The organism is Streptomyces sp. NPDC058701 (genome assembly GCF_042715295.1).
Classification (GTDB): Bacteria; Actinomycetota; Actinomycetes; order Streptomycetales; family Streptomycetaceae; genus Streptomyces.
In genome coordinates this window covers 38179-50967 of the sequence record NZ_JBHXSY010000048.1, presented here as the reverse complement: position 1 = coordinate 50967, position 12789 = coordinate 38179, and the positions used below count along the sequence as shown (strand labels likewise).

The following is a 12789-nucleotide window of genomic DNA, read 5'->3' as shown; positions in this document are numbered from 1 at the left end:
CTGTTGAACTCCACCCGGTAACCACGATTCACCTGCACCCGACCCCGGTCGTCCGCCCACGCCACCCGGAAGACGATCTGACGCTCCGGCTCCGTGAGCCGCTCGACCAGGGCCACGGCGGGGTCGGCGTACTCGGGGCGCGACGCGAACACCGGTGCCAGCGTGTCCAGGACCTCGCGCACCGCCTGGTGGAACTCGGGCTGGGCGGGGTTGCGACGCTCGATGTCGACCCGCAGGTCGTCCAGCCTGTCCTTCGGATCCGTCACTGTGCAGTCCAATCGGGGGTCGCCGGCGGCCCTGGGGGCCCGGATCGGGGAGCGTAACCCGAGGCCGACCGGCCACCGCGGGACTTTGTGATCTTCCGACAAGGACCGTGCGTACGCGCCCTGTTGCGCCCGGAGCGGCCACGCCGAAGCCAGAGGCACGGCCTGCGCGCACCACGTGCCGGTCTGATCGACGGCCGGTGCGCCCGGCGGGGCCCTGAGCGGCCTGTCGTGTGCTCCGAACGGGTGAAGCCCGGCGTCGGGACGACGGGCCCCTCCCGCTACGGCCTCAGAGGGAGGGGCCTCCCCCGACAGCGTGGCGCGCACGTACGTCCGGTGGAGGGGGGACGATGGGATGGCCGTGAGTGCAGACGCCGGTACACGGCCCCGGCCGGCAGGAGGCCACGGCCCGGCGCGGCCGGAAGGAGTCCGGAGCATGGGTGCGAACGAGCCTTCGCGGGGCGAAGCCGACGGGATGTGGGACGCCACGTCCGGGCAGGGCGGCCTGCTCGACGTGCTGGGCGTCGCGGCCGTCCTCCTGGACGCCGAAGGCCGGATCGACCTGTGGAGTCCGCAGGCCGAGAACCTGTTCGGGTACACCGCCGAGGAGGCGCTGGGCGAGTTCGCGGGCCGCCTGCTCATCCACGAGGAGCACCTGACGGTCGTGCTGGACATGTTCGCCCAGGTCATGGAGGGCAGGGGCAACTGGGCCGGCACCTTCCCCGTCCGCCACAAGGACGGCAGCACGCGCATGGTCGAGTTCCGCAACATGCGGCTGCTGGACTCCCAGCAGGAGTACTACGCCCTGGGCCTGGCCGCGGACCAGGCGACGGTGCGGCAGGTCGAGCGGGACCTGGCGCTGGCCGCCCGTCTGGTGGCCCAGTCGCCGATCGGCCTGGGCGTGCTGGACACCGACCTGCGCTACGTGTCGGTCAATCCCGCGGAGGAGCGTCTCAACGGACTGCCGGCCGCCGAGCACATCGGCCGGCACGTCCACGAGGTGCTGCCGGCGGTGGACGCGTCCTTCGCGGCGGCGATGCGCGAGGTCCTGGCGACCGGCGTCCCCATCGTTGACCAGTACACCGTCGGTCGTACTGCGGCCGATCCCGATCACGACCACGCCTGGTCCATCTCGTTCTACCGGCTCGAAGCCCCCAACGGAAACGTGCTGGGCGTGGCCACCTCCAGCGTGGACGTCACCGAGCGGCACCGCGCCGTGGAGGAACAGCGGCACACCGCCCTCACGCTCCAGCACAGCCTGTTGCCCCGCACACCGCCCCGGCGGCCCGGACTGGAAGTCGCCACCCGCTACCGGCCCGCCCAGGCCACCATGGAGATCGGCGGCGACTGGTTCGACGTGATCCCCCTCAACGGCGACAAGACGGCCCTCGTCGTCGGCGACGTCATGGGCAGCGGAGTCGCGGCCGCGGCCAGCATGGGCCAGCTGCGCACCGCCACCCGGACGCTGGCCGACCTCGACCTCGATCCCGCGCAGGTCCTCTACCACCTCGACCACGTCACCGAGAGCCTCGACACCATCGCGACCTGCGTCTACGCCGTGTACGACCCCAGCACGGCGCGGTGTCGCCTGGCCCTCGCCGGGCACCTGCCGCCCGTACTCCTGCGCAAGGACGGCACCCGCGAGCTCCTCGACCTGCCCACCGGCGCGCCGCTGGGCGGGTGCGGAGTCGCCTTCCACGCCACCAGCCTCGCCATGGAGACGGGAGACCAGCTCGTCCTGTACACCGACGGTCTGGTCGAGACCCGCGACGCGCCGCTGGACGCCCGGCTCGCCGTCCTGCTCGACGTCCTGAACGACCCGCACCGCTCGCTGGACGACACCTGCGACCAGCTCCTGTACACGCTGCGCCACCCGGGCGACCACGACGACGTTGCCCTGCTCATCGCCCGGGCCACACGGGCCACGGAGGGCGAAGGGCCCGCGCCGGCGGGGGGCCGGGTCCCGTAGGGCCGCTCCCGTCGGATCCTGCCGGGTCCGGCACGATCCGAGAGGGACGCCCTGACGGTGCTCCTACGGGCGGGTGGGGTCCACCCGCCCGTACTGGTGAGCGGACGGGCTCAGTAGGTGTGCCCCGCGTACGCGAGTGCCTGCTTGAGCAGGACCCCGTGTCCGCCCGGCATCTCGCTCTGCACGGACGGGGAGGCGGCCTCCTGCGGGCTGAGCCAGACCAGGTCCAGCGCGTCCTGCCGGGGCCGGCAGTCGCCGGTCACCGGGACGATGTAGGCGAGGGACACCGCGTGCTGCCGCGGATCGTGGTAGGAGGTGACGCCCGCCGTGGGGAAGTACTCGGCGACCGTGAAGGGCTGGAGGGAGGCGGGGACGCGCGGCAGCGCCATCGGACCGAGGTCCTTCTCCAGGTGGCGCAGCAGCGCGTCCCGGACCCGTTCGTGGTGCAGGACGCGGCCGGAGACCAGCGTCCGGCTGACCGTCCCGTCCTGGCCGATGCGCAACAGCAGTCCGATGCTGGTGACTTCGCCGCTGGTGTCCACGCGTACGGGCACGGCCTCCACGTAAAGGATCGGCATCCGGGCCCTGGCCAGTTCCAGCTCGTCGCTGGTCAGCCAACCGGGCGTGGTTTCGGTCATGTCAGACATTGCTTGATCATACTTTCCGGGTGCAGCGGGCGCAGGATCCCGGGAAGAGTTCACGTACGCCGAAGTGGCGGCGCGGACACCGGCCTTCGCCGCGGACACCGGTCAAGGGCCGGTCGGGGCAGGGCCGGTCGTCGACGCCGGGGCATACGTGAACGAGCGGATCGGGACGTTGGTCACGACCGTACGGACCCGGGGACGGCGGGGCTGGGGCGCGTGACGCGCGACGCGGCTGCTCTCGCCCCCGTAGCCCGCGGGCTGCGGGGCGCGCAGGTCCTTCGTCGTGGGATGGGGGGCTGCGGGGCTCGGGCTGCCCGGTGACCGCGTCGACCGATATCCTGAGGTCTTGACCTCGGGGCTCTCCTCATGAAGGGCAGCACCATGATCCGGCAGACGAACCGGCGTCGTTGCCTCATGCTCCTCGCGGCCCCGCTCCTCGCCTCCTCGGTCGCCCTCACGCCCGCCTTCGCGGCTCAGGGCCGCACGGCAGCGCCCGGCGCCGCGCCCTCGGCGCCCTCGTGCGAGCTGGTGCCGAGCGCCGGCGGCAAGCCGGGCGCGGACGTGCGCTACCGACTCCACCTCGGCGGGTTCTCCGCGAACCAGACGGTGCGGGTCGACGGGCCGAAGACCTCCTTCCGCGCCACGGTGAACGGCAGGGGCGAACTGGACCGGCCGGGCCTGCCGTACGGTACGTACGGCGTCGTCGGCTACAAGGCGGGCGGTGGCCAGCAGGGCAAGCGCGTCACCTGCGCGAAGCCTCCCCCGGCGAAGCCGTCGGACGGCAAGCAGACCGTGAGGGTCGGCAAGGTCGAGGTGGTCGTCCTGACGCCGCCCGGGTCGGTCATCGACTGCACCAAGGGGACCACGGCGGAGTTCGACGGCAAGATCACGGCCACCGGTCCGGGCAAGGTCCGGTACTACTGGACCTTCGCCTCCAGTTCCGACCCGGTCTCCCCCGGCACCGCGGTCTTCGGCAAGGGAACGAGCACGCGGGCGCTGCTGCACGTGGTGCGGGTGTCGGGCCAGGCGAACGTCTCGACGGTGGGCACCTTCGTCACCCTGCACCTGCCGGACCAGAAGATGACCGCGCGGAGCGCACAGGTGACCTTCACCTGCCAGAAGTAGCCGCAGCGGCCGATAGGGGGGTGGCCCGTGCCCGTCCCGTCCGACCCGGAGGAGAGCACCCCGTGAAGATCCATCTGACCAGCGTCTTCGTCGACGACCAGGCCGAGGCCCTGCGCTTCTACACCGAGATCCTCGGATTCGTGAAGAAGTACGACGTCCCCGTGGGCGGGACGGACCGGTGGCTGACGGTCGTCTCGCCGGACGACCCCGGCGGCACCCAGCTCCTCCTGGAGCCCTCCGGCCACCCTGCCGTGAAGCCGTACCGCGACACGCTCGTCAAGGACGGCATCCCGCTCGCCCAGTTCGCCGTCGAGGACGTGCACGCGGAGTACGAGCGCCTGCGCGCCCTCGGCGTCCGCTTCACCCAGGAGCCCCTGGACATGGGCGTCGTCACCACCGCCGTCTTCGACGACACCTGCGGCAACCTGATCCAGATCGCCACCCAGCCCCGGCAGTAACAGCCGGACCGCCCCCGCCCGGCCGGAGCGGCGGGGTGCACCCCCGCGGCCTACCATGGAGGCGTCAGGCAGGGAAACCGTCCGGCCGGTCCTGGAGGCGTGATGACCGTTGTCCCCGACGCGGTACCGCAAGGTCCGCAGGGCTCACAGGGACCGCAGAGCGATCCCGAGGACGTCCTGAAGCGGCTCGGAGGATCGTGGCACTGGGCGCTCGGCTTCGCCCTCGCGACCCTGATCCCGGGCATCCTCGTACTCGTCTGGCCCGACGAGACGCTGCACGTCCTGGCCGTCATCATCGGACTGCAGCTGCTGGTGGCCGGCGGCTTCCGCTTCGTCACGGCCTTCTCGCACGGCGACGACGGGGGCGGCAGCAGGCTGGCGGCCGTCCTGATCGCCCTACTGGCGTTCCTGGCGGGCGTGCTGGTGCTGCGGCACCCGATGCAGACGATCGGCGCCCTGTCCCTGATCGTCGGCGTGTTCTGGCTGCTGACCGGGGTGCTCACGGCGTACGTGGCGATCGCCGACCGGGCGCTCCTGCACCGCGGCCTCCTCTTCGCCCTGGGCGCCCTCGGCACCGTCGCCGGGATCGTGGTGCTCTGCTTCCCGGTGGACTCCGCGGTCGCCCTGACCCGCCTGCTGGGCCTCTGGCTCGTTCTGCTCGGGGTCTTCGAAGTGGTGATGGCCTTGGCGCTGCGCTCCGCCACCCGCAGGATCGTCGATGCCGCCGGGGCGGACCCCGGGCGGTGACGGTGGTTCGCTGCGACCGTGCGGGACCCGCCGTCAGAAGGCGTAGCGGATGCGCAGCCACGGGGCATGGGTGGCGACCAGCGTGCGCATCGTCTCGACCGCCCGGGCCTTCACGCCGTCGCGGTAGCGGACGTTCGTACTGCCGTTCTCGGAGCGTTTCGGCTGCTGGAGGCCCGGCTGCCACAGGGCGTCCTCGGCACGCGGGTGCCAGCCGAGGTTGAGTTCGTGCAGGTCCTGGTTGTGCGTCAGCATGATCACTTCCGCTGCCGCCTGCGCCTTCACCGCGCGCGGCAGTACATCGTCCATGTGGGTCAGCAGGGCGGCCCAGTCCCGCTCCCAGCCGGGTCGGATGACCACGGGCGAGAGGTTGAAGTGGACCTCGTACCCCGCTTCGAGGAAGTCCCCGGCGGCGGCGATCCGGCTCTCCACCGGGCTCGTGCGGATGTCCAGCAGGGTGGAGTCCTCCTGCGGCATGACGGAGAACCGTACGCGGGTGCGGCCGCCCGGATCGCACAACAGCAGGTCCGGGTTGACGAACTTGGTGGCGAACGAGGCCTTGGCGGTAGGCCAGCGGGCGAAGGCGCGGATCAGGTCAGCCACGTTCTCGCTGATCAGAGCGTCCACCGAGCAGTCGCTGTTCTCTCCGATGTCGTAGACCCACGCCTCCGGGTCACACTGGTTCGCCTCCGGCTTGGGGCCGAGGCGCGCGACGTGACGGGACAGGTGGGCGGTGATGCGCTCGATGTTGGTGAACACGGTGATCGGATTGGCGAAGCCCTTGCGGCGCGGGACGTAGCAGTAGGCGCAGGCCATGGCGCAGCCGTTGGCGTGCCCGGGGGCGATCCAGTCCGCGGAGCGGCCGTTGGGGCGCGTGGTCAGCGTCTTGCGCTCGCCCAGGACCAGGACCTCGCTCTTGATGCGGACCCAGCGGTCGACGTTCCCCTCGTTGCCGTGAAGGTCCGGGATCCCCCAGTGCGATGCCACGGGCACGACCTCGGCCCCGGGGAAGCGGGCGAGGACCTGCCGTCCGCGCGGCGAGGCGGCTGCACCGGGTTCGGCGTGGATCCGCCGCACCGACAGCAGCCGGCGCGCGGCCGGGGTGTCGCGGAACAGCGGACGGCCGTCCCCCGGGCTGCGCCGCTCCTGCCCCGTGTCGAGGTCCTCCAGGCCGAACAGGGCGTCCGCGGGCCCGTCCGGGCCACTGGCGTACGGCTGGGCGGGGCCCATGTGCGTCTCCTGCGGATCTGTCGCGGTCGGCCTACCCTCCCACTGTAGGCGGCCCCGCGGTGCCGCCGGGGCGCACCCGCGGGTGTCTCAGGGCGGGGTGTCGCCCGCGTCGCGGTGGGCCCGGACGACCTGCGCCAGGTCGCCCAGCCGGTCCAGGCCCCGTACCGCCTGGGCCATGCGCGGGTTGCCCTCCAGCCGTGCACGGTGGCGCTCCAGGAAGGACCAGTAGCCGACGGTGTACGGGCAGGCCCGCTCGCCCGTGCGGTCGCCGGGCCGGTAGCGGCAGCCCCCGCACAGGTCGCTCATCCGGTGGATGTAGGCGCCGCCGGAGGTGTAGGGCTTGGTGGTCATCAGCCCGCCGTCCGCGTACTGCGACATGCCCACCACGTTCGGCAGCATCACCCAGTCGTAGCCGTCGACGAAGCACCGGTGGAACCAGTCCGTCACCTCGGCCGGGTCCCAGCCCTGCTGCAGCGCACGGCTGCCGAGGACCATCAGCCGGGGGATGTGGTGCGTCCACCCGGTGTCCCGGACCTGCGCCAGCACGGTGGACAGGCAGCGGGCCCCGGGCGCGTCCGCGTCCAGCTCCGCGAACCACGCGGGCAGGGGCGCCGTGTGGCGCAGGTCGTTGCGGTGCCGGTAGTCCTCGCCGAGGTGCCAGTACAGGTTCCACACGTATTCGCGCCAGCCGCAGACCTGCCGGACAAACCCCTCGGCGCTGTTGAGCGGCACGAGCCCGGCACGCCAGGCCTCCTCGGCCCGGCTCACGCACTCCCACGGGTCGAGGAGGCCGAGGTTGAGGGAGGAGGACAGCAGGCTGTGGCTCATCACGGGGTCGCCGGCCAGCATGGCGTCCTCGTGCGCGCCGAAACCGGCGAGGCGGTGCGTGACGAAGTGGTCGAGCGCGGCCAGTGCCTCGCGGCGGCTCGCGGGGAAGAGCCGCGGGCCGTCGCGGCCGACGAACGTGATGCCCTCCTCGCGTTCCCACCGGTCCAGGTCCCGCCGGACGCCCTCGTCGATCTCGTCCTCCCGGGGCCGGTACGGCGCCGGCGCACCCAGGGTGGCCCGGCCGCGGGGCGGAGGCTCGCGGTTGTCGTGGTCCAGGTTCCAGCGGCCGCCCGCCGGCCGGTCCCCCTCCATCAGGATGTCGTGGGTGCGCCGGGTGTGCTCGTACAGGTGCTCCTGGAGCAGCCGTCGGCCCTTCTGGCGTGCGGCCCAGTCGGCGAATTCCCGGTGCCCGACGAGGAACCCGCGGGCCGGGTGGACCGTGACCTGCGGCAACGAGGCCACCAGGGCGAGGGCCGCCCGGGAGGTGGGGTGGTGCACGGACACGGGTGCGTCGCCCACGGCGCGCGCCAGGCCCTCCCGGTACGTCTCGGCCTCGACGTACCGTGCGCGCCGGCCGAGGTCGGCGGCCCGGTGGCGCATGGCGCTGAGGACCAGGTGGGCCTTGGCCCGGTGGAACCTCCGGCGGCGGAAGACGGCCCGTGACTCGATGAGGAGCCATTGGGTGTTCCGTGGCGTCCCGCCCGCGGCGGTGGTGGTGAAGTGCGGGCCGAGCTGGTCGCCGAACAACCAGTGCACTGGACTCATGGCCCCATCCAAGCAACCCGGTCCGGGTCCGCGAGGGCCGACGCGGCCGTTCCGTACGGCTCGAACGCCCGTGGCACAACCCTGCCGGAGGTGCGCGGGCGGCCCCAGGGCCCGAGGCTGGGAGGCGGACACCGAATCTGGCACGCCCGGGCGAGCGGGGCGGCCACGACAGGAGGGAGACGGTCATGACGAGCGCCGGCAAGGACGGTCTCGGCCGGGGTGACGAGGTCACGTGGAAGAGCCATGGCCAGGAGGTGACGGGCCGGGTGAAGAAGAAGATCACGAAGCGGACGCGGGCTGCGGGCCGCACCGTCGACGCCTCGGAGGAGCAGCCGCAGTACGAGGTGGAGAGCGAGGCGACCGGACGGGACGCCGTCCACAAGCCGGGCGCGCTGCGCAAGAAGGGCCGCTCCTCCTGACGGCCGGAGCGGAGCGCCCGTGCGGACCCGCGCGAGGGGCCGGCTCCGCCGGGCGCGGCGCGCACCGGCCGGACGGCCACGCTGCCGCGGGGGCGCGGTGCCCGCCGGGTGACCTCGTACCGGCCGGTTCAGCGGACGCGGCGGATGCGGATCGGACCGCGCGCCCGCTCCGGCTCTACGGGGCGGCCCGCCTGGGTGATTTCCACCTCGCCGGCCGCCACCAGTCGCCGGGCCGCCCGGCGAGCCGGTTCCATGAGTGCGCGCCAGCCGTCGCCGTCCCCGCCGTACACGGCGCGCGCGGCGTCGGAGGGGCAGATCGACGCGGTCGGGCCCCGGCGCTCCAGCAGGTCCAGGATGGCCCGCTCCAAGCGGCGTTCCGTCTGCGGTCCGTTGTCCGTCACTCCCCCAGTGTCGCGCGGGCGGGGCGGGCGCGGCGGGCTTCGTCATCGCCGCGCCCGACGGCGTGCTGATCGACGTCATCACCGTCATCCCGCCCGGCCAGGCGTACGCCGCCCATCACGCGGACGTCTGATCTCCGCGCCCGGACCCCCGGAGCACCCCGGGCCGGCAGGACCGGTCCCGGCAGGCCCCTACCGTCGCCGCCGGGCGTCCATGTGCAGGCGGATCGTGGTTCCCAGCTCACGGGCCGAGCGGATCTCGACGAGGTCGCAGAGCTGGTGGGCGAGCCACAGGCCGCGGCCGCCGATCTGGTCCGCCTCGGGGCGGCTGCGGCCGGCCAGCACGTCGGGGATGTATCCGGAGTCACGGAACTCGCAGAGGAACGTCTCGTCCCGGGCCCAGGTGCGCAGGGTCCCACCGCCCCCGCCGTGGCGAATGCTGTTCGTGGCGATCTCGGTGACGGCGACGGCGAGCTTCGGCAGCCGGTCCGGGGAGACACCCGCGTCGGACGCGCACTGGGACACCTTGGAGCGGATCGCGGCCAGGTCGCCGTGTGCGTAGCTCAGTTCCTGGAACGGGTCGCAGGGGGCGGTCAGCGCGTCGAAGGCGTACTCCTCGCCGGTCAGGTACCCCTCGTTGGGCGCGTACTGCCCGTCGTGGCGGATGTGCGGGTGACAGCGGGAGATCAGCCGCAGGGCGTCCTCGTCCTCGTCGGCGGCGTCGTACGGACACAGCATCGACCGCGTGGAGCTGCGCGCGAAGGCCCGGTTCAACAGCCATTCGTGATAGCGGAGTTCCGAGAGGTGCGCCGTGTCGCGCGCCTCGCGCCAGGCGGTTTCGCCGATGCCCCGCACGGTCCTGCCCGCTGCGCCGCGCTCGTTCATCCAGGCCGACCAGGCGGCGATGTGCCGACCCGGATTGGCGCCGGCCGTCGTGGTGTCGACGAACGTGACGGCCGGTTCGTCGGCGAGTTCGCCGCGCAGGAGCGAGGTCTTGTCCGCGGGCACGGCCACGACCACCGCCTCGTCGGCCTCCAGTGCCTCGTGGATGAAGTCCAGCGTCCCGGAAAGGAACTGGGCCTCCCCCCGGTACGGGTAGAGCTCGTGGCGGAAGACGGCCTCGTCCGGGCCGGCCGGCTTCGAAGGCACGGTCGCGGTCATGCCGCCATCACCACCGGCACGCCCACGGCCGCGTATCCCGCCAGTTCCCAGCACAGCCGCACGGTCTCGTTGGCACCTTCCACGACGATCCGGCGGTCCGGCAGGTGGCGGGCCGCGTCGACCAGGGCGTGCATGCCCGCGGCGTCGATGATCTCCAGGGCGTCGAACCTCAGTCTCACTGTGGGCGTGCACCGCATCGCGGCGCGGACCACGGCGTTGAACGCCGCCGCGCACTCCGAGTCCACCACTCCGTCCACGCTCCACCGGTCGGCGCCCGTGCTGAACATCCGGAAGGCGGGACGCGCGGCGCGCGCACCCGTCTCGTGCGGATGCAGGCAGGCCGCCTGTTCCAGCGCGGAGGCGTCCCACTGGGTCGGCCTGAACGCGCACACCACGATCGCGCCGCTCTCCGAGGCGAACTCGTCCAGCTTCAGCTCTCGCGCCAGCAGCTCCTCGGCGCCACCGGGCGCGGCCGAAGGGCTCCGCTCGGCAAGGACCCGTACGGACCTGAAGCCCTCGCGCACCGCGGTACGGGCCTCCCGCCGGACCGCGGCCAGCAGGACCTCCGTGTCCGCCGGGTGCGGCAGATCGAGGACCACGGAGCCCGGGCGCCCACCGTCCCGCCCGATCGCGGTGGAACCGCGGGACCCGATGACCACCACCTTGTCCCCGTAGAGGGCGCCGTCGGCGACGTAACCCCGTGCGTCGGCGAACGTGGCCGCCGGATCCATGCGCCAGCAGACGTGGTCGCCCAGCTCGACCTCGTCCAATCGCGCCAAAGCCCGCGCCGCTCTCACCTCGCCGCCTCCCCACGTCAACCGTCCTGCGAACACAGCACCCTACTGGCCCCGGACGGACAGCCGTGAACCTGGCCGCTGCCGACGCGCCCGCGAGTGTTCCGATCTGCCCCTGCCCGCAGCGCGGAGCGCGAACCGTCCCGGACAGTCCGAGGCTGCCGGGCGGGCGGGCGGAGGGGCGTCGGTTTCATCCCGCGGTCGGCCGCCGCCCCCGCAGCGGGTGGGCGGCCAGGGCCGCCAGGTCGTCGGCGAAGCCTCCGCGTGCGCGCCCGCGGACCCGGGCCGAGGTGAGGACCGGGCAGAGCGGCGTGGCGAGGACGCGGTGCCCGGCCCGGTTCAGCGCGTCGACCAGGGCGGCGTCCTCACCGACCGCGAGGGGCGGGAAGCCGCCGACGGACAGGTAGGCCTCGGCGGTGACCCCGAGGTTCGCACCGTGGACGTGCGGGCGTCGCCGGCCGGCCGCCGTCCGTGAGGAGGCGGTGGTGGACCTGCAGGACGAAGGCGTCCTCCCGGTGGGCGGCGGCCTGCAGGCGCAGGCCGGGCGTCCCGGCCAGGACCCCGGTGATGTCGCTGCCTGTGGAGAGGTGCTCGGGGACCGCGTGGACCGCGTGGTTCCAGTGGACGGTCACCGGGGTGACCGGTTCCCCGTGACGGGCTGACCGCGGGGGCGGCCGGGCGGGCGCCTCGTACGGGTGCGGGTCAGGTCCCCGGATCGATGTCACGGGGGCGGCGGCAGCCCGTCCGGGAAGGGGCCCGGCCCGGTCCAGAGGCGGGTCTCAGCCCGGCCATGTGCCCGTCACTCGGCGTACGGCGACGGCGCCCGAGCGCTCGACCGAGGCTTTGACCACGGCGAAGATGGCGCCCTGGATGGCGGCGGCGAGCAGGATCTGCCGCCAGGGGCGGTCCTCATCGGTGGCGTCGGGCGCATCGCCCTCGCCTTCGATGATCTTCCACGCCTGTTTGAACGCGGCGCCCGCGATCATGCCGCTGACGGCACCCACGGCCAGCCCGACGGGCTTGTACGCGATCGTGGACGCCTTCACCCGCGGCGTCCGCGGCTGCGGCGCACCAGCAGGAACACGATCACCGCGGCGCCGATCGCGAGGAGCGGCGTGCGGTTGGCACGCGCGGCCGTGGCCGCTTCTCCGGCCTTCTCCAGGAGGGGGTCGGGGGTGTGGTCCACCGCGTACTGGCCCGCCTTGGCCGCGGTCTGGCGCACCTGGTCCGCCGCCTGCGCGGTCTTCTCCAGGACGGGATCGGGCGTCTTGTCCTTGGCCAGTTGTGCGACCCGACCCGCCTTCTCGCGGATCTGGTCGGTGGCCAGCGCTGCCTTGTCCGCCGCCTGTCCCTTGAGCGCGGCCGTCCCCTCCTTAGCCCGGGCCTTGACATCCGCCGTGTCGGCGGAGGCCTCGACCGTCTGCCCGACCTCGTCACGGGTGTGCGCGACCTGCTCGCGCAGTGCGTCGGGGCGGGGCGTACCGGGGGTGGGGGTGCCTATGGTGGCGCGGGCGTCGTCGTTCATCGGTGTGCCTTCTCCTTGATCTCGGCCAGGTCGGCCTTGACGCTGTCGATGGTCTGCTCGGGGGCGGGGCTGCCCGCCCTGGCGATCTGCTTCTTCCCGGCCAGCGCGATGACAGCCGCGACGATCCCCAGGACCGCGGTGACGATGAGGGCCGCGACCCACACCGGCAGTGCCAGCGCCAGAGCGGCAATGCAGGTGGCCACCAAGGCCTGGAGTGCCAGCAGGGCGATCACCCCGGCGGCGCCGAACAGGCCACCGCCCTTGCCGAAGCGCTTGCCCTTCTGGGTCATCTCCGCCCGGGCCAGCTGCATCTCCTCGCGGACCAGCTCCGAGATCTGCTGCGATGCCCGTGAAACCAGGACGCCCACCGATTCGTCGGCCGTGTGGGGCGTTCGCTCGATCGTGCTCATGATGAGGTCACCTTGCCTTCCCTCCGTCTGTTGGAACGCGCCGGTGCTACCAGGCC

Annotated in this window: 15 protein-coding genes and 1 pseudogene; 6 read left to right on the top strand and 10 right to left on the bottom strand. The window is 73.0% G+C overall.

Annotated elements, in window-relative coordinates; genetic code table 11:
• Positions 1-266, bottom strand: a pseudogene (locus ACFWW8_RS32705) (glutamate dehydrogenase); the annotation flags it as partial.
• 433 nt (positions 267-699) lie between these two features.
• On the opposite strand from ACFWW8_RS32705, the gene ACFWW8_RS32700 reads away from it, so the two are divergent.
• The gene (locus tag ACFWW8_RS32700; RefSeq protein WP_386534885.1) at positions 700-2232 is read left to right on the top strand and encodes a SpoIIE family protein phosphatase; all 1533 of its coding nucleotides are present in this window, start codon (positions 700-702) and stop codon (positions 2230-2232) included.
• Between the two features lie 110 nt (positions 2233-2342).
• Here the strand turns inward: ACFWW8_RS32700 and ACFWW8_RS32695 are convergent, their stop codons facing one another.
• Entirely contained in the window at positions 2343-2870 is a 528-nt protein-coding gene (locus tag ACFWW8_RS32695) for an NUDIX hydrolase family protein (protein ID WP_386534890.1), read from the bottom strand.
• A gap of 372 nt (positions 2871-3242) precedes the next feature.
• Here ACFWW8_RS32695 and ACFWW8_RS32690 point away from each other — a divergent pair, with 372 nt between their 5' ends.
• From ACFWW8_RS32690 to ACFWW8_RS32680, 3 genes are all read left to right on the top strand, one after another.
• Positions 3243-4001 carry a hypothetical protein gene (locus ACFWW8_RS32690; protein ID WP_386534882.1) on the top strand — a complete coding sequence of 253 codons (759 nt, stop codon included), beginning with the start codon at positions 3243-3245 and terminating at the stop codon, positions 3999-4001.
• A 62-nt stretch (positions 4002-4063) separates the two neighbouring features.
• Complete coding sequence (locus tag ACFWW8_RS32685) at positions 4064-4459, top strand: VOC family protein (protein WP_386534880.1); 396 nt, start codon at positions 4064-4066, stop codon at positions 4457-4459.
• A gap of 102 nt (positions 4460-4561) precedes the next feature.
• A complete protein-coding gene (locus tag ACFWW8_RS32680; protein WP_386534877.1) occupies positions 4562-5206 on the top strand; it encodes an HdeD family acid-resistance protein in 645 nt (214 codons plus the stop codon).
• A 33-nt stretch (positions 5207-5239) separates the two neighbouring features.
• Here ACFWW8_RS32680 and ACFWW8_RS32675 read toward each other — a convergent pair whose 3' ends face one another.
• Positions 5240-6433, bottom strand: coding sequence for a spore photoproduct lyase family protein (locus ACFWW8_RS32675; protein WP_386534875.1), 1194 nt, complete (start codon positions 6431-6433; stop codon positions 5240-5242).
• A gap of 87 nt (positions 6434-6520) precedes the next feature.
• Positions 6521-8026 carry a cryptochrome/photolyase family protein gene (locus tag ACFWW8_RS32670; protein WP_386534873.1) on the bottom strand — a complete coding sequence of 502 codons (1506 nt, stop codon included), beginning with the start codon at positions 8024-8026 and terminating at the stop codon, positions 6521-6523.
• 185 nt (positions 8027-8211) lie between these two features.
• On the opposite strand from ACFWW8_RS32670, the gene ACFWW8_RS32665 reads away from it, so the two are divergent.
• A complete protein-coding gene (locus ACFWW8_RS32665; protein WP_386534870.1) occupies positions 8212-8445 on the top strand; it encodes a DUF2945 domain-containing protein in 234 nt (77 codons plus the stop codon).
• A 128-nt stretch (positions 8446-8573) separates the two neighbouring features.
• On the opposite strand, the gene ACFWW8_RS32660 is transcribed toward ACFWW8_RS32665, so the two are convergent.
• The 3 genes from ACFWW8_RS32660 to ACFWW8_RS32650 all read right to left on the bottom strand — a co-directional run bounded on the left by ACFWW8_RS32660 (position 8574) and on the right by ACFWW8_RS32650 (position 10801).
• Positions 8574-8846, bottom strand: a complete 273-nt coding sequence (locus ACFWW8_RS32660; protein ID WP_386534867.1) for a DUF3253 domain-containing protein — start codon at positions 8844-8846, stop codon at positions 8574-8576.
• A gap of 189 nt (positions 8847-9035) precedes the next feature.
• A complete protein-coding gene (locus tag ACFWW8_RS32655; RefSeq protein ID WP_386534864.1) occupies positions 9036-10004 on the bottom strand; it encodes an anti-sigma factor RsbA family regulatory protein in 969 nt (322 codons plus the stop codon).
• On the bottom strand, positions 10001-10801 hold the full coding sequence (locus tag ACFWW8_RS32650; RefSeq protein ID WP_386534862.1) for an MEDS domain-containing protein: 801 nt from the start codon (positions 10799-10801) through the stop codon (positions 10001-10003). Before ACFWW8_RS32650 ends, ACFWW8_RS32655 begins: the two co-directional genes overlap by 4 nt.
• A 482-nt stretch (positions 10802-11283) precedes the next feature.
• Between ACFWW8_RS32650 and ACFWW8_RS32645 the strand changes: the two genes are divergently transcribed.
• Positions 11284-11460 carry a hypothetical protein gene (locus ACFWW8_RS32645; protein WP_386534859.1) on the top strand — a complete coding sequence of 59 codons (177 nt, stop codon included), beginning with the start codon at positions 11284-11286 and terminating at the stop codon, positions 11458-11460.
• Positions 11461-11577: 117 nt separating this feature from the next.
• Here ACFWW8_RS32645 and ACFWW8_RS32640 read toward each other — a convergent pair whose 3' ends face one another.
• The 3 genes from ACFWW8_RS32640 to ACFWW8_RS32630 are packed head-to-tail and all read right to left on the bottom strand — an operon-like array spanning position 11578 to position 12733.
• Positions 11578-11844: a DUF4235 domain-containing protein gene (locus ACFWW8_RS32640; protein WP_386534856.1), complete on the bottom strand. Its 267-nt coding sequence runs from the start codon at positions 11842-11844 to the stop codon at positions 11578-11580.
• Positions 11841-12323 carry a DUF3618 domain-containing protein gene (locus ACFWW8_RS32635; protein WP_386534854.1) on the bottom strand — a complete coding sequence of 161 codons (483 nt, stop codon included), beginning with the start codon at positions 12321-12323 and terminating at the stop codon, positions 11841-11843. Before ACFWW8_RS32635 ends, ACFWW8_RS32640 begins: the two co-directional genes overlap by 4 nt.
• On the bottom strand, positions 12320-12733 hold the full coding sequence (locus tag ACFWW8_RS32630) for a phage holin family protein (protein ID WP_386534851.1): 414 nt from the start codon (positions 12731-12733) through the stop codon (positions 12320-12322). The genes ACFWW8_RS32635 and ACFWW8_RS32630 overlap by 4 nt, the downstream gene beginning before the upstream one ends.
• Between the last annotated feature and the right edge of the window lie 56 nt (positions 12734-12789).